Below are 25,249 nucleotides of genomic sequence, written 5' to 3' on the forward strand. Positions count from 1 at the left end.
GGGTGTTCTGCTCCCCCTGATGCGTCCATGGCCACGACCCCTGCTTTGCAATCGCTCCCCCCTCTCCACCCCCCGTTCACCCGGTCCGCCCCCATCCGCAGCCTGCAGGACGTGCAGCGGCTCGAAGCCCGCCCCCTGGCCGAGGCGTTGCCGGTGCAGAGCACCTACGAAATTTTTGTGAACGCGGCGGCGGCGTTTGGCGACAAGACGGCGCTTGCCTTTCTGCCCACGGCCGACCCGGCCGCCGAACCCATCCGCTGGTCGTATGCCCAGCTGCTCACCGGCATCCACCAGACGGCCAACCTGCTGCACCACCTGGGCGTGGGGCCTGAGGATGCCGTGGCCGTGCTGCTGCCCGGCTGCCTGGAATACCACCTGGCCCTGTGGGGCGGCGAGGCGGCGGGCATCGTGCAGCCGCTCAACCCCATGCTCACCGACGAAAAGATCGCGGCCATGATGACCCTGGCCCGCGCCAAGGTGCTGATTGCCTATGGCGGCGAGGGCGACCTGGGCTACTGGAGCAAGGCCCTGCGCCTGCGCGCCCTGGTGCCCACGCTGACCACGGTGCTGCGCGTGGCCCCGCACAACGAAAGCCCCAGCGCGGCAGGCCCGTTGCCCGCAGGTGTGCTGGACCTGGCCACGCGCCACCAGCACCCCAGCGACCACCTGGTGAGCGGCCGCCGCATTGTGGCCAGCGACATCGCCGCGTACTTCCACACCGGCGGCACCACGGGCGCGCCCAAGCTGGCGCGCCACAGCCATGGTGCGCAGGTGTTCACCGCCTGGGGCAGCGTGCAGATGCAGGGCATCGCGCCGGGCGACGTGGGCATCAACGGCTACCCGCTGTTCCATGTGGCAGGCGTGCTGCCGGGCTCGCTGGCGGCACTGTCGGCGGGGGTGGAGACCATCATCCCCACCACCGGCCTGTTCCGCAACCGCGAGGTGATTGCCAACTACTGGCGGCTGGTGGAGCGCTACCGCTGCACCTACCTGTCGGCCGTGCCCACGGTGCTGGCGGCGCTGGCCAATGTGCCGCTGGACGGGGCTGACATTTCCACGCTGCGCTACTGCCGCACCGGCGCCGCCATCCTGGCGCCCGAGCTGGCGGCACGGTTCGAACGCCTGTTTGGGCTGCACATCCACGAAAGCCTGGGCATGACGGAGATGGCGGGCATCTCCACCATCACCCCGCCCGGCGTGAACGCGCCCGCAGGCTGCGTGGGCTGGCGGCTGCCGTACACCCAGCTGCGCGTGGTGGCGCTGGATGCGCAGGGCAATGCCTCCGACAAGGACATGCCGCCCGGCCAGCCGGGCATGGTGCTGTTCCAGTCGCCCAATCTGTTCTCGGGCTTCCTGGACGCGGCCGACACGGCCAAGGCCTTCACGCAGGACGGCTGGCTGGCCACGGGCGACCTGGGCTTTGTGGACGAGCAGCGCCGCCTGCACCTGAGCGGCCGCTCCAAGGACCTCATCATCCGCAGCGGCCACAACATCGACCCCAAGGTGATCGAGGACGCGCTGGGCGCCCACCCCGCCGTGCAGCTGTGCGCCGCCGTGGGTGCGCCCGATGCCTATGCGGGCGAGCTGCCCGTGGTCTATGCCACGTTGGTGCCCGGTGCCGCCCCGGTGACCGAGGCCGAGCTGCTGGCCTTCACCGCCGAACGCGTGGATGAGGCCGTGGCCCGCCCGCGCTGGGTACAGGTGATCGAGACCATGCCCGTGACCAACGTGGGCAAGATCTACAAGCCCGAGCTGCGCCAGCGCGCCGCCTGCCACACGGTGCAGGCGCTGGTGGATGGTGTGTGCGCAGAAGCCCCGGGCAGCCCCCGCCCCCAGGTACAGCCCGAGGGCGACAACGCAGTGCGCGTGACCGTGGCCCCCGGCCCGGGCGCTGAGGCGCTGGCTGCCCGCCTGCGCGAACTGCTCGCGCCCCTGCCCCTCACCGTCCACACCACCACCGGCCCCGCCGCAGGGAGCCCCACCACCCGATAAGCCCATGGCGTGACAGCCAGGCCCCGGCCCGCCACCATGCATGGCGCAGCCGCTGAGCGAATTTTGATAACCATGACAGGAGACAAACCATGCCCTTTTTCCGCCTGATGAACCGCCGCACCTGGCTGGGCGCCGCCGCCCTGGCCGCCGCCTGCACCGGCACCTCTGCGTTCGCGCAGGCCTACCCGAACAAGCCCATCAAGATCGTCGTGCCCTTTGCCGCCGGCGGTGCCACCGATGTGCTGGCCCGCGTGCTGGCCGAGAAGATGGCCGTGGGCCTGGGCCAGCCCATGGTCATCGACAACAAGCCCGGCGCGGCCGGCATCATCGGCACCGACGCGGTGGCCAAGGCCGCGCCCGATGGCTACACCCTGCTGCTGGGCCTGAGCAACTCCATGCTCACCAACCAGTTCCTCTACACCAAGCTGCCCTACAGCCCCGAGAAGGACATTGCGCCCATCTACCAGATCGCCATCGCGCCCCTGGTGCTGGTGGCCCACCCCAGCGTGCCCGTGGCCACCGGCCCCGAGCTGCTGAAGTACGTGGCCGCCAACAAGGGCAAGGTGGCCTATGGTTCGTATGGCACCGGCGCGTATCCGCACCTGGCCGGGGCCTACATGAGCCTCACGCAGAACGCCGACATGAGCCATGTCGCCTACCGGGGCGAGGCGCCCATGGTGCAGGACCTGCTGGGCGGCCAGATCCAGATCGCGTTTGCGAGCGCGCTGCAGGCCAAGCCCCACATCGAGGCGGGCAAGCTCAGGGCCATCGGCGTGAGTGGCGAACGCCGCATGGGCACCCTGCCCAATGTGCCCAGCCTGGCCGAACAGGGCCTGAACGACGAGGCTTACCGCGTGGCGGGCTGGCTGGCGTTTGGTGCGCCCGCAGGCACGCCGCCCGCCATCCAGGAACGCATTGCCGAGGAGGTGCGCAAGGCCACGCAGCTGCCCGATGTGGCGCAGCGCATTGCGGCCATGGGCTTTGATGTTCAGAACAGCTCGCCCGCGCTGTTCTCCGCTGCGATTGCCAAGGAGCGGCCGGTGTGGGAGCGGCTGATCAAGGCATCCGGCGCGAAGCTGGATTGACGGACGGTTTGACGGATTGAGGGGCGGGGCAGCCTTCTACCGCACCATTGGTCATAGCGCCCCCGAACACCCCCTCTCCCCTCGCGGGAGAGGGCCGGGGAGAGGGGGTGATAAGGCATCGCCCTTGGCACAGGCCCCCTCTCCCCCACCCTCTCCCACGGGGGGAGAGGGAGTCACACCGCAGCGCCGCTGGTGCTCAAGTGGTTTGGGCCTGATCCAGCAGTGCGGCCATGCAAAAAATCAAACAAAATGGCCGTTACCGCGCGTCCAGCATGCCTGGATAGCTATGGATTTTGTAGCTTTTCAACCCGCTCAGCCGCAAACGCCACATACCAGTCCAGACACCCCGGGTTGGCCATCGCGTCCTTGTTCACCACCTTCTCGATGGGCTGGCCCAGCAGCAGCTTCTTGATGGGCAGCTCCTGCTTTTTGCCGCTCAGGGTGCGCGGCACCTCGGCCACGGCAAAGATGTCGTCCGGCACAAAACGTGGGCTCAGCGCCGTGCGCACGGCGCCGTTGATGCGCGCGCGCAATGCGTCGTCGAGCGCATAGCCAGGGCGCAGCACCACAAAGAGCGGCATGTAGCTCTCGCGGCCCAGGTATTCCAGGTCCACCACCAGGCTGTCAAGCACTTCGGGCAAGGCCTCCACCGCGCTGTAAATCTCGCTCGTGCCCATGCGCAGGCCGTGGCGGTTGATGGTGGCGTCAGAGCGGCCATAGATCACGCAGCCGCCGTTGGCGCCGATCTTGAGCCAGTCGCCATGGCGCCACACCGCGCCCATGCTCGCGGGGCCGTCGCCACCGCCGGGCTGGCGGCCGTGGCCTGCGGGGTACATGTCGAAGTAGCTCGACAGGTAGCGGCTGCCGTCCTTGTCGCCCCACAGGTACAGCGGCATCGACGGAATCGGCTGCGCACACACCAGCTCGCCCACCGCATCCTGCACCGGGCGGCCCTCGGCGTCCCATGATTCCACGGCCGCGCCCAGCATGCGGCATTGCATCTCGCCCGGCACCTGCGGCATCTCGCGGTTGCCGCCGATGAAGGCGCCGCAAAAGTCGGTGCCACCCGAGATGTTGTTCCACCAGATGTCATGCGTGCCGATGGCCTCGAACTGCGCCGTGCCCCATTGCTGCACCTCGGGCGACAGCGGCGAGCCGGTAGTACCCAGCGCACGAATGCGCGTCAGGTCGCCGTAGTCGGCCAGCGTGATGCCCGCCTTCATGCAGTTGGCAAAAAACGCCGCGCCCGCCCCGAAAAAGGTCACGCCCGTTTCGGCCGCAAAGCGCCACAGCACGCCCCAGTCTGGGTGGTCCTTGCTGCCGCCGGGGTTGCCGTCGTAGATCACGCAGGTGGTGCCCGACAGCAAACCCGAGAGCTGCGCGTTCCACATCACCCAGCCGGTGGAGCTGTACCAGTGGTAGCGCTCGCCAAAGCTGTTGGCCTCGTAGCTGCAGCCGATGTCGTTGTGCAGCACCTTGAGCTGCAGCGCCACCAGCACCGTGCCGCCGTGGCCGTGCACGATGGGCTTGGGCAGGCCGGTGGTGCCGCTGGAATAGACGATCCACAGCGGGTGGTCGAACGGGAGCCACATCGGCTCGAAAGCCGCCGTTTCAGCATCATTTTGGGCGGTAGCGCTAGTCCAGCTTGCCCAACCAGCTATCGAAACAGAAGCATCCAGATTGCCCAGCAGCACCGCGTGCTGCACGCTGGGCAGGGACTCGCGCAGCTCGGCCAGCACGGGGCGGCGGTCGTGGTCGCGCCCGCCATAACTCACACCATCCACACCGATCAGCACCTTGGGTTCGATCTGGCGGAAGCGGTCGAGCACCGCGTGCGTGCCCATGTCGGGCGCGCAGATGCTCCACACGCCGCCGATGCTCACCGTGGCCAAAAAGGCAATCATGGCTTCGGGCACGTTGGGCAGGTAGGCGGCCACGCGGTCGCCGGGCACTACGCCCTGGGCCTTGAGGTGCAGCGCCAGCGACGCCACCTGGCGGCGCAGCTCGGGCCAGTTCAGTTCGCGGTGCTGGCCTTTTTCGTTGCGGCTGATGATGGCGGGCAGGCCTGCGGCGTGGGCCGCATCCACATGCCGTAGCGCTTGGCGTGCGTAATTGACCTGGGCGCCGGGAAACCATTGCGCGCCCGGCATGGTGTTCTTCGCCAGCACGGCCGTGTGGGGCGTGGGCGATTCCAGCTTGAAATAGTCCCACACGCTTTGCCAGAACGCATCCAGCTCGGTGGTGGACCAGCGCCACAGCGCGTCGTAGCTGTCGAACTGCAGGCCACGCTGGTCGCGCAGCCAGTTCTGGTACAGGCGGATCTGGGGGATGTAAGGGGGCTGGGGGCCCGCCGCCGGTGTGCCGGGGCGGTGCAATTGGGTGTTTGTCTCCATGCCCGGCAAGGTAGCAGTGCCCACCGCAAAAAGCCATCTTTGGCAGTCATGTGTTTGACAGACGGGCACGCAGGCCACGGATCTGGTCCGCCGGATGGCCTGAAAAATTACAAGGATTAACAAATTTAGGGGCAGCCCCTATCACGTACGACGTCTGACCACTCCAGAATCCGCGGCCAGAGAGGGGGTCGCACCGCTGCGGCAGCCTACACAACGCCCCGGCGCCCAGCCGGGCCACAACACCACAGACCCGAAGGATCTGCGCGCGATGCTGCCTCACACTTTGCCCCACCCCGCACCCCCATGGGCGCCGGGCCCCCAACAACGCGTGGCACAAGCGCTGGCGGCCTGGACGCTCGCGGCGGGGCTGGCCGCCTGCGGTGGCTCGGACAACCCGGCCGCACCTGTGGCCACCCCGGCGGCGCCCGCGCCTGCCACCGTGTTGCCTGCGGCCCCTGCGCCAGGCCCGGCCCCCACACCGATCCCCCTGCCCTTGCCCAGCCCCACCCCGGCGCCCGGTCCGGCCGTGCCCCCGGCGCCAACGCCTGCACCGACGCCCGCTCCAGCACCAATACCGGCCCCTGCACCGACACCGGCCCCAGCTCCCACACCAGCGCCAGCACCCGCCAGCCCGGTCGCCCTGAACCTGCGCGTCCAGGGGCTGGGCCTGGGTGCCACGGTCAGGCTGGGGCATGGCTCGGCCGTGCTGGACGCCACGCTCAACCAGCCCTATCGGTTTGCCCCCCAGGTGGCGGCCGGTGCGGCGCTGGACCTGCGGGTGTTGGCCCAGCCAGCAGGCCAGTCGTGCGCCGTGGCGGGCACAGCGCCTGCCACGGTGCCCGCCGATGGGGCGCCCGTGTTTGTGCGCTGCGCATTCACCCCCGGCGCCCCTGTCACCCTGCCCGACACACAGCCCAACGCCCCGCTGGCCGTGTCGTTTGGCCTGCGCGACATCGCCCACCCCGGCATGGCCTATGAAAGCCGTCCCGGTGTGGTGGGGGGCATTTTTCCGTACACGTTCCGCATCAAGAGCCTCACGCTGGGCGGCGTGGCGCAGGCCACGGCGGGCTTGTCGGTGGACTGGCGGCGGGGCACCGTGCGCTTCACGCCCGCAAGCGAAGGCAGCTATGTGCTGACGCTGGAAGTGCGCGACAGCGGCACCGCGCAAAAGTCGCTGGAGCAGAGCTTCACGATCCAGTCCGCCGCAGCGCGTTTCCTGTTTGTTGCCACCGATGGTGCCGACGCACCGGGGCGCGGCACCCTGGCCGCCCCCTACAAAACCCTGGCCTATGCGCTGGCCCAGTCGGGGCCGCAGCACGCCATCGTGCTGCGCAAGGGCACCTATCTGCCCGGCACCCTCCGGGTGCTGGACAACAAGGCCAAGCAGTTTTTGGCCTACCCCGACGAGGTGGTGACGCTGGGCTTTGGCGGCGGCAGCCATATCAGCGTCAGCAGCAGCACAGCCCCGGCCGCGCGTTTTGAAGGTTTCGACATCACGGGCGTGAGGCAGTGGGGCATCGTGAGCGACCCCAGCCGGGCCGGGCTGGTGGTGCGCCATGTGCGTTTTCTGGACGGCGAGGCCACCAACAACAGCGAGAACCCCGCCTTCATCCACGGTTGGGGGGACACCGGCCCGGCCTGGCGGCACCAGTTCCTCATCCAGGACAACGACTTTGGCACCTATGTGGGCAACGGCTACGCCACCACCCTGTTCGATGCCGGCCACTCGCTGATCGAGAACAACCAGCTGAACCTGGGCAAGGTCAACGGCGGCTTTCACGACAAGGACAACGCGCAGCACAACACCTACCGCGAGAACTACATCGTCTTCTCCGACGCCCACCGCACCGCCATGGGCATACAGATTTCTGCCCAGGACAACTCGGCCAACGTGCACATCCACCACAACCTGCTGATCAACAGCGGCATCCACCTGGGCGTGCAGTGCTTCCAGACCACCTGCTCCATGCGCGACCACGATGTGCACCACAACACGGTCGTCAAACACCGCATCGGCCTGGGCTGGGGCCCCTTCAACCCCACAAGCTACGGCACACGCATCAGCCACAACATCATCAGCAACGGCAGCCTGAGCCCCTATGGTGGCCTCTCCTGCCAGAGCCGCCCTTCAAGCATGGCCACCAAAATGGCCGCAGAAGGCAACCTGATCGAGAGCACCCACGCGCTGGCGTTCAAGGACAGCGAGTGCACAGGCAACGACATGGCCTGGTCCGTGTGGCAAAGCACCTATGGCTTTGACACGACGGCCTCCGGCAGTGCGGTTTCGACAACCGCCAGCGCACTCACCGGCATTGGCCCCGCCACGGGCCTGTCCAGCGGGGATGTCCGGCGCACGCACCGGGGGCACCAGTACCCCTGAAGACCTGCTCAGGCGCATGACCTGCCTGGCAACGGTGTCTTTTGCATTTAGCACAGTTGTGCTAAATTTCGCCCCATGGACGCCAAAACCCAAAAAGCCGAGCTCACCCGCGCCGCCATCGTCGGCGCGGCGCTGGACCTGGCTGCGGCCGAGGGGCTGGAGTCGATCACGCTGCAGGCCGTGGCCGACCGGGTGGGCCTGTCCAAGAGCGGCGTGTTCTCACGTGCCGGCTCGCGCGAGGCGCTGCAGAAGGCGGTGATCGAGGAGTTTGGCCGCCGCTTTCTGGCCGACGTGTTTGTGCCCGCCATGCAGCACCCCAAGGGCCTGCCGCGTCTGCAGGAGATCATGCGCCGCTGGATTGCCCGCACGCGCGACGTGGAGGCCTTCACCGGCTGCATCTACACCGCAGGCGCCTTCGAGCTGGACGACCGCGAGGGTGAGCTGCGCGACCTGCTGCACTCTGAAATCACCCGCTGGCGCGCTGCCTTGCGCCGCACGGTGCTGCAGGCCATCGAGGCCGGGCACCTGGCGGCCGACACCCCGCCCGATCAGCTGGTGGGCGAGATTTATTCCCTGATCATGGGCCTGTTGCACGACGTTCGCTTCCTGCGCGATCCGCAGGCAGTGGCACGCACCGAGGCGTCCTGGGCGCGCCTCGTCAAGAGTTACCTCCCCTCCCCCGCCTGAGACGCGGTGGTGTGCCATGGAGACCTCTTGTTTTTTTATGCCTCAATTTCGCACAACCGTGCGAAGAAAGGAAACACCATGTTGATCATCCTGGGCATTGCCGTCATCGCGGCCGCAGCGGGCGCCTTCCGGGCGCTGCGCAGCACCCTCACCAGTCTCCCGCGCAGCAACCGGGACTGGATCTTTTACTGAGCCGCGCACCGCGCCCGCCCCACTCCATCCCTTCAGGAGCCCCACCATGACTGCCTCCTCGTCCTCCTCCACCGCGCTGCAGGCCACCGCTGGCTACTACGGCGAACACCCCGGCATGCGCCTTGTGCGCCTGGCGCTGGGCACCACCGAGCGCCTATGGCCCGCGCTGGCTGTGCGTGCAGCCTCGCGCCTCTTTGGCACGCCCCTGCCCTTGCGCGCCCCCGGCCGCCATGCCATGCCGCCCGGCCACTGGCGCACAGAGCGCCTGGCGTTTGAAGACGCCGAGATCACGCTCTATCTGCCCCAGGCCCAGCCCCACGGCCCCACCGTGCTGTTGCTGCACGGCTGGGGCGGCCACGCGCGCCAGATGCTGCCGCTGGCCGACACCCTGGCCGCGCGCGGACTGCGCCCGGTGCTGGTGGACCTGCCTGCACACGGCGGCAGCCGGGGCCGCGTGAGCAACCTGCCGCAGTTCGCCCGCGCCATCGAATACACCACGGCCCGCCTGCATGCGCAGGACTCGGCGCCCCACGCCGTGGTGGCGCATTCGCTGGCAGCCAACGCAGCAGCGCACGCAGCCAGCCGGGGCCTGGCCACCGGGCGCCTGGTGCTGCTGGCGCCGCCCGCTTCGCCGCACGAATACACGCGCCTGTTCGCGCAGGTGTTCGGCCTGTCCGAGCGCACGCGTTCTGCCATGCAGCGGCGCATCGAAGCGCGCGAGGGCATCCTGATGCGCCAGTTCGAACCCCCGGCCGTGGGCCCGCGCATCGCCCTGCCCACGCTGGTGGTGCACGACCGGGGCGACCGCATCAACCGCTTTGCCGACGGCGAGGCCTACCGCGACCACATCGCGGGCGCCACGCTGCTGGCCACCGAGGGGCTGGGCCATCGCAAGATCCTGCAGCAGGCCGAGGTGCTGCAGGCGGTGGCGGACTTTGTGGCCGCATAGCGCCCGCCGCACCAGCGTTTGCAACAGCGCCCGCAAACGCTGGCCCGGCGCCCTCACACCGCCCACAACCCCTGGCTTGACTGCGGTATTGCCGGTGCCGTAGCGCAGCCATTGCCTACACTGGCGCCCTTTTTCCCTTTTGCGCCAACCCTCTGGTGCCGTCCACGGACGGTGCCGCGCAAATGCCCTGCCTTGCCGCGCCGCTGGTTCCCACGCGCGCATCGGCTCCGGGCCCGGCCCTCTCTTCATCGTTGCGATGCGGCGTTCCGGCAAGCCACCCCTGCGGGTGTGCCTGCCATCCGCCAGGCCGGCCCGTCTTTCCTTCCGAGATGCGCAGCAGCCGCTGCGGTCGGCACCTGCACGTATGCGCTTTGTTCGTGCATGGCGCACGGGTGCCGCATAAGCCTTGACCGCCCAGCGCGCACGGTGGCACGCTGCTGCAGCGCCGATGTGGCATGCCGCCCCCTGCACGCCGCAAGCCAGGCCAAGCCCGGCGCACGGCCCGCGCATCTCCTTGTCGATTCAGCAGAAGAAAGGTGATCCATGGAACTTCTTATCTCGGCGGGGCTGATCCTCGCCATCGTGCTCTGGGGCGTGGCGGCGCCGGACTCGCTCGGCGCCGTGTTCGACACGGCCCTGGCGGCCATCACACGCAACTTCGGCTGGTTCTACCTGTGGGTGGTGCTGGGCTTGGTGGTGATGGCGCTCATCCTGGCCTTCAGCCGCTATGGCGACCTGAAGCTGGGCCAGGAGGACGACGAGCCCGAGTTCTCCATCGGCGCATGGTTTGCCATGCTGTTTGCAGCGGGCATGGGCATCGGCCTGGTGTTCTGGGGTGTGGCCGAGCCCATCTCGCACTACGGCACGCCGCCGCCGGGCATCGCGCCGAACACGCCCGAGGCCGCCAACGCGGCCATGCGCTACAGCTTCTTCCACTGGGGGCTGCACCCCTGGGCGGTGTACAGCATCGTCGCGTTGGCGATCGCATTCTTCCAGTTCCGCCGGGGCGGCTCGGCGCTGGTCAGCACGGCGGTGATGGCGCTGCCCTGGGCGCCGCTGCAGCGCATCGGGCCCGTAGTGAACATCCTCGCGGTGATCGCCACGGCCTTTGGCGTGGCCGCCTCGCTGGGCATGGGTGCGCTGCAGATCAACAGCGGCCTGGCAGCCACGATGGGTGTGCCCGTGAACGAAGCCTGGCAGGTGGGCATCATCGTGGTGACCACGGTGCTGTTCCTCACCTCGGCCGTGTCGGGCGTGGCGCGCGGTATCAAGTGGCTGTCCACTTTCAACCTGGTCATGGCCGCACTGCTGGCGCTGGCGGTGTTCGTGCTGGGGCCCACGGTGATCATCATCGACAGCTTCACCAACACGCTGGGCAGCTACCTGAGCGAGTTCGTGCGCATGAGCCTGCGCATGACGCCGTTCCGCGACAGCGGCTGGGTGAGCGGCTGGACGGTGTTTTACTGGGCCTGGTGGGTGAGCTGGTCGCCTTTCGTGGGTCTTTTCATCGCACGCGTCTCGCGGGGTCGCACGATTCGCGAATTCATCCTGGGCACCGTGCTGGCGCCCACGCTGGCCGCGTTTGTATGGTTCTCGGTGTTCGGCGGTACGGCGCTGCACCTGGAGATCATGCAGGGCGTGCCTCTGTCGGAAGCCGTCAAGGCCGATGTGTCCACCGCACTGTTTGCCATGTTCAACGCGCTGCCATGGGGTGCCGTGATGTCGTTCGTGGCCACCGTGCTGGTGCTGGTGTTCTTTGTCACCTCGGGCGACTCGGCCACGCTGGTGCTGGGCATGATGAGCACCGGCGGCAATGAGAACCCGTCGGCGCGCGTCAAGATCACCTGGGGCGTGCTGGTGTCGGGCATCGCCATCAGCCTGCTGCTGGCCGGTGGCGTGAAGGCGGTGCAGACCGCCACCATCGTGTTCGCGCTGCCGTTCACCGCCGTCATCCTGCTGATGGCGCTGGCACTGTGGCGCGGCGTGAAAGCCGACTGGGAAGCCGACGACCGCCGCGACCGCGCCCTGCGCCGCCGCCTGCGCGAAATGGCGGGCCCGGCCACGCCGCCGCAGCCGTAGCCCGGCGCCATGGGCGCGAGGGGCGGGGTGCATGCGTCTATCATCCGCAGCCACACCCGCCCCAGCGTCCTTCTGTCTCATCTTCTTGCTTCGCGGCTGATACCGGTACCGACTCCCATGCCCCTGCTCATGTCCGCCTGGCCCGCCGTGGTCCTTGTGCTGCCCGCCCTGGTGCTGGTGTCGGCCATTGTTTTTCTGGCCAAGGGCAACCGCCGGGCCTTTGCGCAGCTGCTGGCGCTGGCGGCGTGTTTCCTGATCGGCGCGCTGCTGATGGAGTTTTTCACCTTCATGGGCGCGCTCATGGCGCGCGCGGGAAGCCAGCACACCACGCCCGAGGTGGGAACAGGCACGCGCCAGCTGCTGGCGACCATTGCCAACCCCCGCTCCATCGCCGCACCGCCGCTGTCGCTGGCGGCCTTTGCCGCGTACAGCATCCCCGCGTCTTACCTGTGGCTGCTGGTGACCTGGGGGCTGCACCTGCGTGGCAAGAAGCCGGGCACAGCCAAGAAGAAACCGGCCAAGAGCACACGCAAGGCCGCCAAGGACTGAACGCCTGCGGGACCGTGGCAAGGGAAATCAGCCCACTGTGTGCAGCACGTGGTCTGGGGTCAGAAGTTTGAAGTTTGAAGTTTTTTGGCCGCCTCCGCGCACTGGTATTGCCTTAATAGCTATTATTTGTATAGCACACTCCCGCACAACGGCTTGACCCAGGGCAAACCCCTCCGCGCGGGCCGCGAACACAATCGCAGGCACTTGGGCCCTTGTTCAGGGCCGTTGGATTTCTCCCTGCCATGACGACCACCCACCACAGCGACGTGCTCATCGTCGGCGCAGGCCCGGCGGGCCTGTCGCTGGCCATCTCCCTGGCCCAGGCCGGTTTCACCGCCACGGTGGTGGAACAGCAGAGTGACAGCGCCCTGGCCCAGCCTGCCCCCGACGGCCGCGAGATCGCCCTCACCCACCCCAGCCGGGCCACGCTGCAGCGGCTGGGCAGCTGGGCCCACCTGGCCAACCACGAGGTGGGCCAGATTGCTGAAGCCCAGGTGCACGATGGGCCGCTGGGCCGCCACAGCGCGCTGCAGCTGAACGCGGCCAGCGGCGCCCCCGATGGCGTTGCGTCGGCCCCCGGCGCCCTGGGCTTTATCGTGCCCAACCACGCGCTGCGCCGCACGGCCCACACGGTGGCCGCGCAGACGCCGGGTGTGCGCCTGCTCACCGGCACCCAGGTCACCCGCGTGGCCACGCTGCCCGGCCATGCCGAGCTGGACTGCGTGCCCACCCACGCTGCTGCCGACACCACGCCCCAGCGCCTCACAGCCCCGCTGCTGGTGGCCGCCGACAGCCGCTTCTCGGCCACGCGCCGCCAGCTGGGCATCGGCGCACAGATGAGCGACTTTGGCCGCACCGTCATCGTCTGCCGCATGCGCCACACGCAGCCCCACGACAACGTGGCGCACGAGTGTTTTGGCTACGACCGCACCCTGGCCGTGCTGCCCCTGCCCGATGACCCCCAAGAGGGGCATGCACTGTGTTCGGTGGTGGTCACAGCGGGTGCGGCCGACGCGGCGGCGCTGATGGCCCAAAGCCCCGAGGCCTTTGCCGCGCAGGTGCAGGCCCAGTTCAACGACCGGCTGGGCCCCATGGCCCTGATGGGCGAGCGCCATGCCTACCCGCTGGTGGCCGTGTACGCGCAGCGGTTTGCGGGCCACCGCTGCGCGCTGCTGGGCGACGCTGCCGTGGGCATGCACCCGGTCACTGCCCATGGCTACAACCTGGGCCTGGCGGGGGTGGAGCGGCTCACGGCCGCGCTGGTCAGCGCGCGCCAACGCGGGCAGGACATCGGCAGCGCCGACGCACTGGCCCCCTACGCCCTGGGCCACCACCGCCACGCCTGGCCCATCTACCAGGGCACCAACGCCATCGTGCGCCTGTACACCGACGCCCGCCCGGTGCCGCGCCTGCTGCGGCAACTGGTGCTGCAGGGCGCGCGGCGCCTGCCGCCGCTGCAGGCGGCCATCGTGGGGCAGCTCACGGGCAAGGCGCCCGCGTGGATGCGGGTGCTGGCGCCCGGGCCGGCGGCGGAACCCCGACAGGTATAGAGCGGTACAGAGAGATAGAGCGGCTCAGGCGAAGCCATCCTCGACTCCGAGCGTAGCCACCCCATACACCGGCGCAGCCAGCCAGGGCCGCCACAGCGCATCCAGCGCAATGCCCGCCCAGCCGTAGCCCTCGGCCACGCTCTGCTCGCGCAGCAGCCGCAGGCGCGGGTGCACCGCGGCCAGCTCGGCCATGCGGCCCACGCCCCAGCAAAACTCGGCCCCCGTGGGCCCCACGCTGGGGTGGCGGGCGGCCCGGCCCACGGCCTGGCGCGTCAGCACATCCAGCACCATGCGCGAGCCCGGGGGCGCACACTGCGCAAACTCGGCCAGCACCGCTTGCACCTGTGTGGGCTGCAGGTACATCAGCACGCCTTCGCACACCAGCAACACCGGCTGCGTGCTGCTGCACGATGGCAAACCTAGCCGCTGCCACCAGCCCGGCTGCGTGAGGTCCACCCCGGCCTGCCGCATGCGCGGGCCCAACACCGGCAGCAGCTGCTGGCGCAGCGCCATCACCTCGGGCAGGTCGGCATCCAGCCACTGGTTGGCGCCCCCGTCCAGCCACTGGAAATGCTGCGTGAGCCCGCAGCCCAGATTGGCGCCCAGGCCCTGCGGGTGCGCCGCAAAAAAGGCGCGCCCCGCGTCCTTGACAGCCCCGGTGCGCCACAGCACCTGGAACACCGTGGGCAGGTCGTCCAGCAACGCATCCACATCGGCGCCCAGGCGCTGCAGCAGCCCGGCCGCCACGACATCGCGGCAGTCCAGCCACGGAAAGTAGCGCCCCCCCCGCGCCCGCGCCGCCAAGGGGATCAGCAGGGTGCTGGGCACAGGATGCAGCCGGGCGCGCTGCAGCAGGTTGGAGGGGCGACTGACGGCTTGCGCAACGGGCGCAAGGCTGCGCGGCGGTCGAACACAGCGTCGGGCGGGGGTCTGCGGCACGGGCGCTCCTCGTGTGGCAGCAGGCGCCACGGTGGGGTGGGATGCGGGAGGCCCAGGGCACAGGCCTGCGCCATTGTGAACGGATTGTGGCGGGGCACGGTGGCCGCAGCGTTACACCGATTTACAACGCCGCAGGCCGGAATCCCTTGCCCCGTGGCTGCGCGCTCTCTACAGTCTGGCGCACCAAAGGGAGGGAAGAAAAATGCAACGTCTTGAAAAAAGACGCGGTGGCTCGCGTGCGCTCGCAGCCATTGCAGGGAGCTATCTTGCGGTTGTGGGCGCTGTGGCAGTGGGCACGCCAGCAGCCTTTGCGCAAAACCAGCCATTCGCAGCGCCAGTTCCAACGGGGGTAGCGTCCGCGCCAATGCCACCACATCTCCTGCCCGGCTCTGCCCGCTTGAGAAATGCCACACGCAATGGCTCGTTTGAGGTGGTGTATTCCAACACTACGCTTACTGCGTGCCCTAATGAGGAGAGGCTGAAGTACTTCTTCTATTGGCAGGACTCCCCCGAATTTCGCAGCTCAACTTGGTGTGGTGCGGCACAAGCCAACATTGACTGGTCCAATGCCACGGATCCCGTCACCTCGCGCATTCCGTACCAACTGGAGCAGTGCGTTGCCGGAAGCTATTGGACATACTCCCACGCGTTTCCTGACGGAACTCGATACCACAGTCCAGAGTACGGCGGTATCTCGATGGTCTGCACCAGGGAGCTGGACCCGCCAGAATCCACCCCGCCACCGCCTTCGGAACCGCCGTCACCGCCGCCACCCACTCCGCCGAACAATTCCGGGCCTGCGGGTCCATCGAAGCCTCCCACGTGCTCAGAAGGTGACTACTCGGGCGGCAGCACACCCAACCCGATCATTCCCGCAACGGGCGACAAGAACAAACCCTTCAGTGACGTCATCGGGCAAGGCCCCCATGCCCTGAACTGGTCGCGCACCTACCGCAGCCTATACGCCAACAGCCGTGCGACCTATGTACTGCCACTGGTGGGCATGTCGCCCGGGTGGGGCCACAACCACAGCGCCAGGCTTCAACCCGCCGGCAGTGCCCTCAATTGGAGCGATGGCACCGCACAAACCCTCGTCATGGGCAATGGGGACCTGCAGCGGTTCACCTATTCCGCATCCACCGCCACCTGGCAAAACCAGAACGGCAGCAAGAAGCTGCAGACCAATGCCAGCGGCTGGCTCTACACCGATCTGGATGCAGACCGCAAGCTGCAGTTTTCTGCCACAGGGTTGCTGCAAAGCGTGACCGGCCGCAACGGCTGGGTGACCACCTATGGCTATGTGGCGATCAACAGCATCCCCATGCTGAAAACGGTGACCAACCAGTTTGGCCGCAAACTGCAGCTCAACTACAACACCAAGGGCCAGCTGGTCTCGGTGGCTGCGGGCAGCAAGGTGCAGGTGAGCTACGAATACGAGACATCGGGTCGTTTGTTGACGGCGCGCTATGCCGACAACACCACCAACACCTACCTCTACGAAAACTCCAGCTACCCACACGCCCTGACGGGCATCGTGGACGAAAACAACCAGCGTTTCGCCACCTACGCCTATGACGACGTGGGCCGGGCCGTCAGCACCGAGCATGCCGGTGCGGTCGAGCGGTACCAGGTCGGCTACCCCGCCAGCAGCGGTGGGGCCACCACCATCACCGACCCCCTGGGCACGGTGCGCTCTTTCAACTACAGCGCCAGCCTGGGCCAGCTCGCCGTTACCGGCGCAGACAAGCCCGACGGCCTGGGCCTGCGCGACGCCGCCAGCCGCGTGCAAAACCCCCTGGGCCTGGTCACCGCCGAGACCGACTTCCTGGGCACCACCACCAGCTACGCCTGGGACACCGCCCGCCGCCTGCCCACCGCCGTCACCGAAGCCGCTGGCAAGCCCGAAGAGCGCACCACCATCACCAGCTGGCACCCCCAGTGGCGCCTGCCGGTCACAGTGAGCGAGCCCGGCCGCACCACCAGCTACACCTACGACAGCGCGGGCAACCCCCTCACCCAGACCGTCACCGACACCGGTGCGGGCATGGGCAGCGGCACCGCCCGCACCACCAGCTGGACGTACCACCCCTCGGGCCTGGTTGCTACCGAAACCGCCCCCAATGGCGCGGTCACCAGCTACCAGTACGACAGTGCCGGCAACCTCACCAGCACCACCAACGCCCTGGGCCATGTAGACACCTACACCCACGACACCAATGGCCGCGTGCTCACCCACACCGCGCCCACCGGCCTCGCCACCACCTACACCTATGACGCCCGGGGCCGCATGCTCACCGCCAACCGGGGTGGGCAGACGACCCGGTTCACCTACCGCCCCTCGGGGCAGGTGGCCACTGTCAGGTTGCCCTACGGTCACACCATCACCTACACCTACGACGCCGCCCAGCGCATGACCGGCTGGAGCGACAACCGCAACAACAGCGGCACCTACACCCTGGACGCCATGGGCAACCGCACCCGCGAGGAAGTGCGCAACGCCCAGGGCCAGCTGGTGTGGCTGCTGGCGCGCAGCATCAACAGCCTGAACCGCGTGGAAAGCACCACCGTGGGCGGCCAGCAAACCACCACCCATGGCTTTGACGCCAACGGCGAAACCGTGCGCAGCACCAACGGCGCCAACGAATCCACCCACCTGGGCCTGGACGCCCTGCGCCGCGTCAAGACCATCACCAACGCCGCCAACGCCACGGCATCCCTGACCTACAACGCCCTGGATGCCGTCACCCAGGCCAGCGACTTCAAAGGCGTAGGCACCACCTACGCCCGCGACGCCCTGGGCAACGCCACCGGCGAATCCAGCCCCGACAGTGGCCTGCAAAGCGCCCAGTACGACGCGCTGGGCCTGCCCAGCACCGTGACAGATGCGCTGGGCCAGGCCACCCACATCGACCGCGACCTGCTGGGCCGCCCCACGCTCATCACCCAGCCGGGCGGCGCCACCACCACCCTGCGCTACGACCTGGCGGGCCCTGCCTACAACCAGACCGACCAGCCCAACGCCAGCAAAGGCGCCTTGAGCGAAATCGTGGACGCCAGCGGCACCACCACCTACCAGCGCGACCACTTCGGCCGCGTCACCGCCAAGACCCAGACCCTGATCAGCGGCACAGCCCGCACCGTGGGCTATGCCTACGCCGCAAGCGGCCTGCTGGCCAGCACCACCTACCCTGGCGGGCAAGTGCTGCAGCATGTCTACAACAGCACCGGCCTGCTCACCGGCCTGACCTGGGCGGGCCAGAGCCTGGTGAGCAACATCACCTGGAACCCCCTGGGCCAGCCCACCGGCTGGCGCTGGAACCTGCCCGGCGCCACGGCCGCCATCCCGGCCACCCGCAGCTACAACACCGCAGGCCAGCTCACCGCCACCGAGTTCAGCAGCTACCAGTACAACAGCGCAGGCCGCATCACCAGCCTCACGCAAAACCTCTGGAAGCCCGGCAGCACCGACCCGCTGGAAACCACCCTGGCCCGCGCCGACACCACCTGGACCGTGCAGTACGACACCCTGGGCCGCATCACCCAGATGGGCGACAGCGTGCGCACCACCACGTACCAGTACGACGCCAACGGCAACCGCACGGCCAGCGTGCAAACCACCACCACAGGCACACCGGCCGCCACCAGCAGCATCAGCCGCGCCTACGGCACCGCCGCAGGCCACAACCGGCTGCTGGGCTTTGAGCAAACCGCCACCGCTGGCGGCAACAGCGCCACCACCAGCGTCAGCTACCAGTACAACGCCGCAGGCGATTTGCTGGGCGATGGCCTGCGCAGCTACGCCTACGACAGCCAGGGCCGCATGGAAAGCGCCACCACGGGCGAAGGGGCCGACGCCCCCAAAACCAAGTACGCCCACAACGCCCTGGGCCAGCGCGTGTTCAAGACCGAGCCGCTGTACAGCGCCGCAGGCAAAGCGGGCAGCGGCAAGAACCTGAACAACCTGTTGGCCGATGACGGTGACGAAGGCAAGGACCCCCAGGGCGAACAGCCCGGCCTCATCCAGCAACTGCTCAACTTCTTCTTCAGCAAACTCTGGAGCCCCGCCACCAGCGATGCCGAGAAACTGGGCTGGACCTATGTGTACGCAGAAGACGGCAGCCTGCTGGCCGAATACGGAGAAGGCAGCGCCGCCACCTCAGGCAGCGCGCAATACCTGTGGCTGCCCACGGCCAATGGCCCCATGCCCATTGCGGCAGTGCTCAACGGCCAGACCTATGCCGTGCACAGCGACCACCTGAACACCCCCCGCAAACTCACCCAGGCCAATGGGCAGGCTGTGTGGCAGTGGGCGTACAGTGCGTTTGGGGATGAGCAGCCGACGACAGCGGCCAAGCGGTTTACGAGTGAGATGACTAACCCGACTACGGGGGCGACCAGCACCCCCGAAGTCACATTCAACCTGCGGTATCCGGGACAGTACTTTGATAAGGAGACGGGGCTCCATTACAACTACTTCCGGACGTATGCGCCAGGCACGGGGAGGTATACGCAGGCTGATCCGATTGGGTTGGATGGGGGGTGGAATCGGTTTGGGTATGTGGGGGGGAATCCGCTGAAGTTAACCGATCCGCGCGGTTTAGATCATCCTGGCATGGGGCCATATGGACCTTATTGGACCGGAGTTCAAGTTTGCAGCCGGCCAGTAAACATTAGCTGGGTGGGTGGGGCTAGTGCTTATCTGCCTCAGCACAACTGGGTTCAAACAGGTACCTATGAAGCAGGCATGGGCGCGCAGTGCCCGGTACCGGGACAAGGTTGCTCAGATACACCAGGTGCACAAACACAAACGATTAATCATCAAGGCCAGAGCGCTGATCCGAGTTCTACGTGCGTACCTATCCAGGACGTTGACGAACAGTGCGTGAACAATGCAATACGACCAGGCCAGCGAACAGGCAGGTGGATGCCATGGAATCAGTGTCAGAGCTTTGCTCAGTCGGTAATTGAGAAATGCACTACCAATGGTACGAATCGCCCTTACTTTGGATACTCGAGGCCATGAAATCCGCAGCCAAATTTGCTGTTCTACTAATCGGTTTTGTCATTGCCTGTTTCGTCTTTTTGACGTGGGCCATGCAGACCGTCTGGATTGCATCCTTTCCGGGTGGAGATACTCCGAGTGCAGCGCTTCACTTTTACTTGCAACTAGGAGCAACTGTAGTCTTCGCAATTGCCGCAGCTTGCGTAGTTTGGAAGTGGTATCGCTCTACAAAGTCGAAGAAAAATTCTCAAATCAAGTAAGTAGCGCGAAGCGACGAGGTCAAGTCTTGCCTTGTGCCTAAATCACAAATGCAGGATTCAAACTGAAGTGCAACCCGCCCCACGCATGCCTGCTTGTAGTTGCCTCAGACTACTAAATTGATAGCTGCCAGCGCATACCCATCAGGCGGAAATGCCCAATTTGGCTCTAAACCCAGCAAAACCAACCGCCTGCTGGGCTTTGAGCAGCCCGCTGCCGCTGGGTGCAACAGCGCCGCAGGCAAACCCGCAAGCACCAAGAACCTGAACAACCTGCTGGCCGATGACGGCGATGACGGTGACGAAGGCAAGGACACCCAGGGCGAACAACCCGGCCTCATCCAGCAACTGCTCAACTTCTTCTTCAGCAAACTCTGGAGCCCCGCCACCAGCGATGCCGAGAAGCTGGGCTGGACCTATGTGTACGCAGAAGACGGCAGCCTGCTGGCCGAATACGGAGAAGGCAGCGCTGCCACCTCAGGCAGCGCGCAATACCTCTGGCTGCCCACGGCCAATGGCCCCATGCCCATTGCGGCAGTGGTCAACGGCCAGACCTATGCGGTGCACAGCGACCACCTGAACACCCCCAGAAAACTCACCCAGGCCAATGGACAGGCGGTGTGGCAGTGGGCGTACAGTGCGTTTGGGGATGAGCAGCCGACCACGGCGGCCAAGCGGTTTACGAGTGAGATGACTGTCCCGACGACGGGGGCGACCAGCATTCCTGATGTCACGTTCAACCTGCGGTATCCGGGGCAGTACTTTGATAAGGAGACGGGGCTCCATTACAACTACTTCCGGACTTATGCGCCGGGTACGGGGCGGTATACGCAGCCTGATCCGATTGGGCTGGATGGGGGGTGGAATCGGTTTGGGTATGTGGGGGGCAGTTCACTACTCTATGCCGATCCGAAGGGACTAAAGAAAGTTGTTCTCCTGGATCCACGCGACCCAGGGTATCCCGCAGCGCTTGACTATCCAGATGATCCAAGTAAATGCATTGTCATTTCGCATGGAAGTCCAACTTCTGTCAATGGCATGAAGGCTCCAGAGTTGAATAACGTTCTTGATGAGAGTGGCTGCGGCTCCTTGCCGGTCAAATTGAATTCTTGCTATGCAGGTGCCGGGCATAACTCAGTTGCGTCGCATTTGGCGCGCATCAGAAATGTGACGGTTATCGGCTCAAATACGCCTACTTGGACAGAGCTGGGTGATGAGCCATATCACCCAATCTCCGATGACCCCGGCTCTATCTTGCATCAAGTTCCAAATATTTTTCGACCGGGTCGATGGATCCACTTCGGGAGTGTGAGATGAGAAGGTTGATTGGGATGCTGCTGGCTTTTTCTATCAGCCTCTTGTTGCTGGGCTGTAAAAAAGATAGCGATAAAGCGACTTCCTTCACGTTTGAAACCGGCCTCGATTCTGAGGTTGGTATATGCATTAAGGAGCAGCCATCTTCGGTGTCAATTAAGGAGTTGGGAACGTCGCAGGTTGTTAATCTTGTTTGGGAATTTCCATGTGCAGCAGAAATTGACAAGCCGTATCTTACTGTTGCGCGCAATGGTGGCGCCACATTGGTTTTTAATAGCGACTACGGGAAAAGCTCTTGTTCCTGCGCCAAAAGCATAATGGTCAGGATAAACAATCGGCTTAAAGGCGGCGACACGTTATATGTTGTGGTTAACAAAGAAGTTGTTGGTCATAAATTACTAGTCGCTTCCGAGGGAAAGTAAATCACGACTTGGAAAAGTCAAACTGAAATGCGACCCGCCCCACAAGTGCTGGATTGCAGCTGTCAAAAACTCCTAAATTGATAGCTATCAGAGCCCATCCATCAGGCGGAAACGCCCAATTTGGCTCCAAACCCAGCAAGGCCAACCGCCTGCTGGACCTTGCGCAACCCGCAGCCGCTGGATGCAACAGCGCCGCAGGCAAACCCGCCAGCACCAAGAACCTGAACAACCTGCTGGCCGATGACGGCGATGACGGAGACAAGAACCCCCAGGGCGAACAAGCCCGACCTCATCCAGCAACTGCTCAACTTCTTCTTCAGCAAACTCTGGAGCCCCGCCACCAGCGATGCCGAGAAGCTGGGCTGGACCTATGTGTACGCAGAAGACGGCAGCCTGCTGGCCGAATACGGAGAAGGCAGCGCCGCCACCTCAGGCAGCGCCCAATACCTGTGGCTGCCCACGGCCAACGGGCCCATGCCCATTGCGGCTGTGGTCAACGGCCAGACGTATGCCGTGCACAGCGACCACCTGAACACCCCCAGAAAACTCACCCAGGCCAATGGGCAGGCCGTGTGGCAGTGGGCGTACAGTGCGTTTGGGGATGAGCAGCCGACGACGGCGGCCAAGCGGTTTACGAGTGAGATGACTAACCCGACGACGGGGGCGACCAGCATCCCGGATGTCACGTTCAATCTGCGGTATCCGGGGCAGTACTTTGATAAGGAGACGGGGCTCCATTACAACTACTTCCGGACGTATGCGCCGGGTACGGGGCGGTATACGCAGCCTGATCCGATTGGGTTGGATGGGGGGTGGAATCGGTTTGCCTATGTGGGGGGGAATCCGCTGAGCTCTGTCGATACGAACGGGTTGCAACCGGCTCTTCCAATTCCTGCTCCACCTCCTTCAGTTGTTCCGCCTGGTGGTTCAACCGGGAGTCCGGGATACATGCCTGTGCCAGACTTGTTTAAACCAAGTCCGCTCTTACCGACGTGGAATTGGGGCGGGGTGACTTGGCCCAACTGGATGGGGTCTCGTAGGCCGGGAGGGGTAAGGAATGACCCGGTGATCTTGCCGCCGGTCAATCCCGGCAGAGACTGCGATGGCAAGTGCAATCCATGCCCGCCCGGAGCAAGGTGGTTTGTTCCGAGGCCTGGCCACGGACATGAAAATGGCTACTGGAAAGAAATTCGGTACAACCAAGATCCGACAACCTGCATGTGCTATCCAGATCGACCGAGCCAAGGCCTGGAAGGAATGTGAGCATGGAAGACGTCACTGAAGAGATGCTGCGCTTCAAGGAAGCGGCGAGGCATGTATGGAACACATATCTGCTGGAGGCCGGTTCGCCAATGTCTCCTGAGATTCAGGACTCGTTTGAGAAGATCGAGCGTGAGCTGATTCGTGCTCTGGTGTTGCTGCCCGTAGGCATGGCAGACGTAGCGGATGACTACCGACGTGTTCCGCTACCGATCAACTTGCTCGCTAAGAGCGGACTAACTGATGTTCCCGTTCAGTTTGGCTCTGTTGATCCGAACCGCAATATTCAATGGGAATTGCCCTGCTCTGTTCCCTGTACGGACATCTTGCAATATCGCTATATCGAGTTCTTCGACTGGAACCCGTACGGCCACGTTGACCTGAGCTATGTGAAGGCTCGGACTCCTGACGGACGTCTTGCGTTGATCGAGCAAAAGTACTGCGACTTCACGGTCGTCGTGCGGAGTTGATCTTCCTTATGGAGCAAAGGGGTCATGGAGAGCACGCAACGGGTTCAGGTCTTGCCTTTTGCCTAAGTCACAAAATGCAGGATTCAAATTGAAGTGAAACCCGCCCCACAAGTGCTGGCTTGCAGCTGTCGCTTACTCCAAAATTGATAGCAATCAGCGCTTATTCACCAGGCGGAAACGCCCAATTTGACTCTAAACCCAGCAAGGCCAACCGCCTGCTGGGCCTTGAGCAGCCCATCGATGCTGAATGCAACAGCGCCACAGGCAAACCCGCCAGCACCAAGAACCTGAACAACCTGCTGGCCGATGACGGCGATGACGGAGACAGCGACAAGGCCCCCCAGGGCGAACAGCCCGGCCTCATCCAGCAACTGCTCAACTTCTTCTTCAGCAAACTCTGGAGCCCGTCCACCAGTGACGCCGAGAAGCTGGGCTGGACCTTCAGGTATTCGAGGCGCGGCTCAACCCGCGCTGCACTGCGAGGCCCTCAGCACGCGCACTGAGCCCATGACACACCAGGGTGTACCGGCCTCAGCCGTTCGCTGAAGCCGTGGTTTGTTCAAACACAAACCCCAGCGCGCGGATCTCGTCCTCGCTCATATGCACCTCTATCAGCTCTGGCTGCCTCGCTTCGATTGCGCGGCGACGCTCATAGTTGGTGGGAGGGCCATTGTCGATCTGGCGGCGATCTTTGCCGCTGCGCCGCTCCGCGCTTCTTCTGTGTTCGACGGTCATGCTGCTGGTGGGTTGATTGGGATGAATGTTTGGATGTTTTTTGGAGACTCCCCTTTGCGCCATTTGGCTGAACCCTATGCAACGCGTTGTCGCTTTTTGACTGCCTGCAACGGGTCGGGAAGTGCGAGTGGAAAGATACCTCTGCCCAACACCTGTGAGAAGGAGGCATGACATTTGTTGACGATCTGCGCCGACGGAACGTGTCAGGGACGTGAAGGTAGCTGTCGCATCCCGAAGCGGAGGATTCAAGCTGAATTGCGCGCCGTTCCGACTGCAGCCTGCTGGCCAAATATGGGGAAGGCAGCGCCGCCGCCTCAGGCAGTGCGCAACACCTCTGGCTGCCCACGGCCAAAGGCCCCATGCCCATTGCGGCAGTGGTCAACGGCCAGACCTATGCCGTGCACAGCGACCACCTGAACACCCCCCAGGAAAATCACCAGACTCCGGTACGCATCGAACAACAGTAGCACTCGCACTCGTTCAAAGTAGGATTGTCTTGTGACGTCAAATCGCACTCCCATCGTTTTTCTGCTTGTGGTTGCCTGTGTGGCTTGGGCAGTATTCACAATGAGGCCAGAGGCATTGCTTCTAGCGTTCTTCTTGGTATTGGGATTTGCACACAAGCATTTCAGACGCAGCTATCGAGCAGTGCTCTCTGCGGCTGCGCTTGTCGCATTGGCACCGTTTTCACCGATCGGGATAACGTTGTCGCACTCTCCGACGGGGCCGAGGCTCGTTGAATGCTGTCCGGACAGATTCTTGTCCCCTGAACACAATCAGGCTGCCAAAGAATCTGCAAGACGCGGTGAGTGCCATCTGTGTAGCGATGTAGTGACCGGGTTTGAGCCGAAGCGGTACATCGTCTGGTAGCTACCGCAACTACGTTGCCTTAGAAGTCGCCGAGAAAACTCCTAAATCGATAGCTACTCATGCTTGTCCAGCAGGCGGCAACGCACAATTTGGCTCTAAAAACTGCAAGGCCAGCCCTGCTGCT

17 protein-coding genes and 1 pseudogene are annotated in these 25,249 nt (G+C 65.3%); 15 read left to right on the forward strand and 3 right to left on the reverse strand.

Annotated elements, in window-relative coordinates; genetic code table 11:
• Positions 1 to 27 precede the first annotated feature (27 nt).
• Positions 28 to 1,992 carry an AMP-binding protein gene (locus tag AvAM_RS12250; protein WP_137747315.1) on the forward strand — a complete coding sequence of 655 codons (1,965 nt, stop codon included), beginning with the start codon at positions 28 to 30 and terminating at the stop codon, positions 1,990 to 1,992.
• Positions 1,993 to 2,081: 89 nt separating this feature from the next.
• Positions 2,082 to 3,077 (forward strand): tripartite tricarboxylate transporter substrate binding protein, encoded by a 996-nt coding sequence (locus AvAM_RS12255; RefSeq protein ID WP_137747316.1) that lies wholly within the window; start codon positions 2,082 to 2,084, stop codon positions 3,075 to 3,077.
• A 284-nt stretch (positions 3,078 to 3,361) separates the two neighbouring features.
• Here the strand turns inward: AvAM_RS12255 and AvAM_RS12260 are convergent, their stop codons facing one another.
• A complete protein-coding gene (locus tag AvAM_RS12260; protein WP_137747317.1) occupies positions 3,362 to 5,470 on the reverse strand; it encodes an acetoacetate--CoA ligase in 2,109 nt (702 codons plus the stop codon).
• Positions 5,471 to 5,738: 268 nt separating this feature from the next.
• Between AvAM_RS12260 and AvAM_RS25800 the strand changes: the two genes are divergently transcribed.
• The 6 genes from AvAM_RS25800 (at position 5,739) to ubiM (ending at position 13,856) form a co-directional block, all read left to right on the forward strand.
• Positions 5,739 to 7,850: a right-handed parallel beta-helix repeat-containing protein gene (locus AvAM_RS25800; RefSeq protein WP_212742270.1), complete on the forward strand. Its 2,112-nt coding sequence runs from the start codon at positions 5,739 to 5,741 to the stop codon at positions 7,848 to 7,850.
• Between the two features lie 75 nt (positions 7,851 to 7,925).
• Positions 7,926 to 8,537, forward strand: coding sequence for a TetR/AcrR family transcriptional regulator (locus AvAM_RS12275; RefSeq protein WP_137747319.1), 612 nt, complete (start codon positions 7,926 to 7,928; stop codon positions 8,535 to 8,537).
• A 238-nt stretch (positions 8,538 to 8,775) separates the two neighbouring features.
• The gene (locus AvAM_RS12280) at positions 8,776 to 9,678 is read left to right on the forward strand and encodes an alpha/beta fold hydrolase (protein ID WP_137747320.1); all 903 of its coding nucleotides are present in this window, start codon (positions 8,776 to 8,778) and stop codon (positions 9,676 to 9,678) included.
• Between the two features lie 543 nt (positions 9,679 to 10,221).
• Entirely contained in the window at positions 10,222 to 11,757 is a 1,536-nt protein-coding gene (locus AvAM_RS12285; RefSeq protein WP_137747321.1) for a BCCT family transporter, read from the forward strand.
• Between the two features lie 117 nt (positions 11,758 to 11,874).
• A complete protein-coding gene (locus tag AvAM_RS12290) occupies positions 11,875 to 12,306 on the forward strand; it encodes a hypothetical protein (RefSeq protein ID WP_137747322.1) in 432 nt (143 codons plus the stop codon).
• Between the two features lie 242 nt (positions 12,307 to 12,548).
• The gene (ubiM, locus tag AvAM_RS12295; RefSeq protein ID WP_137747323.1) at positions 12,549 to 13,856 is read left to right on the forward strand and encodes a 5-demethoxyubiquinol-8 5-hydroxylase UbiM; all 1,308 of its coding nucleotides are present in this window, start codon (positions 12,549 to 12,551) and stop codon (positions 13,854 to 13,856) included.
• 24 nt (positions 13,857 to 13,880) lie between these two features.
• Here ubiM and AvAM_RS12300 read toward each other — a convergent pair whose 3' ends face one another.
• On the reverse strand, positions 13,881 to 14,795 hold the full coding sequence (locus AvAM_RS12300; RefSeq protein WP_137747324.1) for a class I SAM-dependent methyltransferase: 915 nt from the start codon (positions 14,793 to 14,795) through the stop codon (positions 13,881 to 13,883).
• 697 nt (positions 14,796 to 15,492) lie between these two features.
• On the opposite strand from AvAM_RS12300, the pseudogene AvAM_RS26145 reads away from it, so the two are divergent.
• From AvAM_RS26145 to AvAM_RS12330, 7 genes and pseudogenes are all read left to right on the forward strand, one after another.
• A pseudogene (locus tag AvAM_RS26145) lies at positions 15,493 to 15,870 on the forward strand (DUF6531 domain-containing protein); the annotation flags it as partial.
• Between the two features lie 21 nt (positions 15,871 to 15,891).
• Positions 15,892 to 19,818, forward strand: coding sequence for an RHS repeat-associated core domain-containing protein (locus AvAM_RS12305; protein ID WP_171012208.1), 3,927 nt, complete (start codon positions 15,892 to 15,894; stop codon positions 19,816 to 19,818).
• A 356-nt stretch (positions 19,819 to 20,174) separates the two neighbouring features.
• A complete protein-coding gene (locus AvAM_RS12310; RefSeq protein ID WP_137747326.1) occupies positions 20,175 to 21,371 on the forward strand; it encodes an RHS repeat-associated core domain-containing protein in 1,197 nt (398 codons plus the stop codon).
• Positions 21,372 to 21,385: 14 nt separating this feature from the next.
• The gene (locus AvAM_RS12315) at positions 21,386 to 21,790 is read left to right on the forward strand and encodes a hypothetical protein (protein WP_137747327.1); all 405 of its coding nucleotides are present in this window, start codon (positions 21,386 to 21,388) and stop codon (positions 21,788 to 21,790) included.
• A gap of 240 nt (positions 21,791 to 22,030) precedes the next feature.
• Positions 22,031 to 23,053: an RHS repeat-associated core domain-containing protein gene (locus AvAM_RS12320; protein WP_137747328.1), complete on the forward strand. Its 1,023-nt coding sequence runs from the start codon at positions 22,031 to 22,033 to the stop codon at positions 23,051 to 23,053.
• 2 nt (positions 23,054 to 23,055) lie between these two features.
• The gene (locus tag AvAM_RS12325; RefSeq protein WP_137747329.1) at positions 23,056 to 23,520 is read left to right on the forward strand and encodes a hypothetical protein; all 465 of its coding nucleotides are present in this window, start codon (positions 23,056 to 23,058) and stop codon (positions 23,518 to 23,520) included.
• 119 nt (positions 23,521 to 23,639) lie between these two features.
• On the forward strand, positions 23,640 to 24,023 hold the full coding sequence (locus AvAM_RS12330; protein ID WP_137747330.1) for a hypothetical protein: 384 nt from the start codon (positions 23,640 to 23,642) through the stop codon (positions 24,021 to 24,023).
• 28 nt (positions 24,024 to 24,051) lie between these two features.
• On the opposite strand, the gene AvAM_RS12335 is transcribed toward AvAM_RS12330, so the two are convergent.
• Positions 24,052 to 24,255, reverse strand: coding sequence for a hypothetical protein (locus AvAM_RS12335; protein ID WP_137747331.1), 204 nt, complete (start codon positions 24,253 to 24,255; stop codon positions 24,052 to 24,054).
• Between the last annotated feature and the right edge of the window lie 994 nt (positions 24,256 to 25,249).

Origin of the sequence: Acidovorax sp. NB1, assembly GCF_005405905.1 — a bacterium.
Taxonomy (GTDB): Bacteria; Pseudomonadota; Gammaproteobacteria; order Burkholderiales; family Burkholderiaceae_C; genus Acidovorax.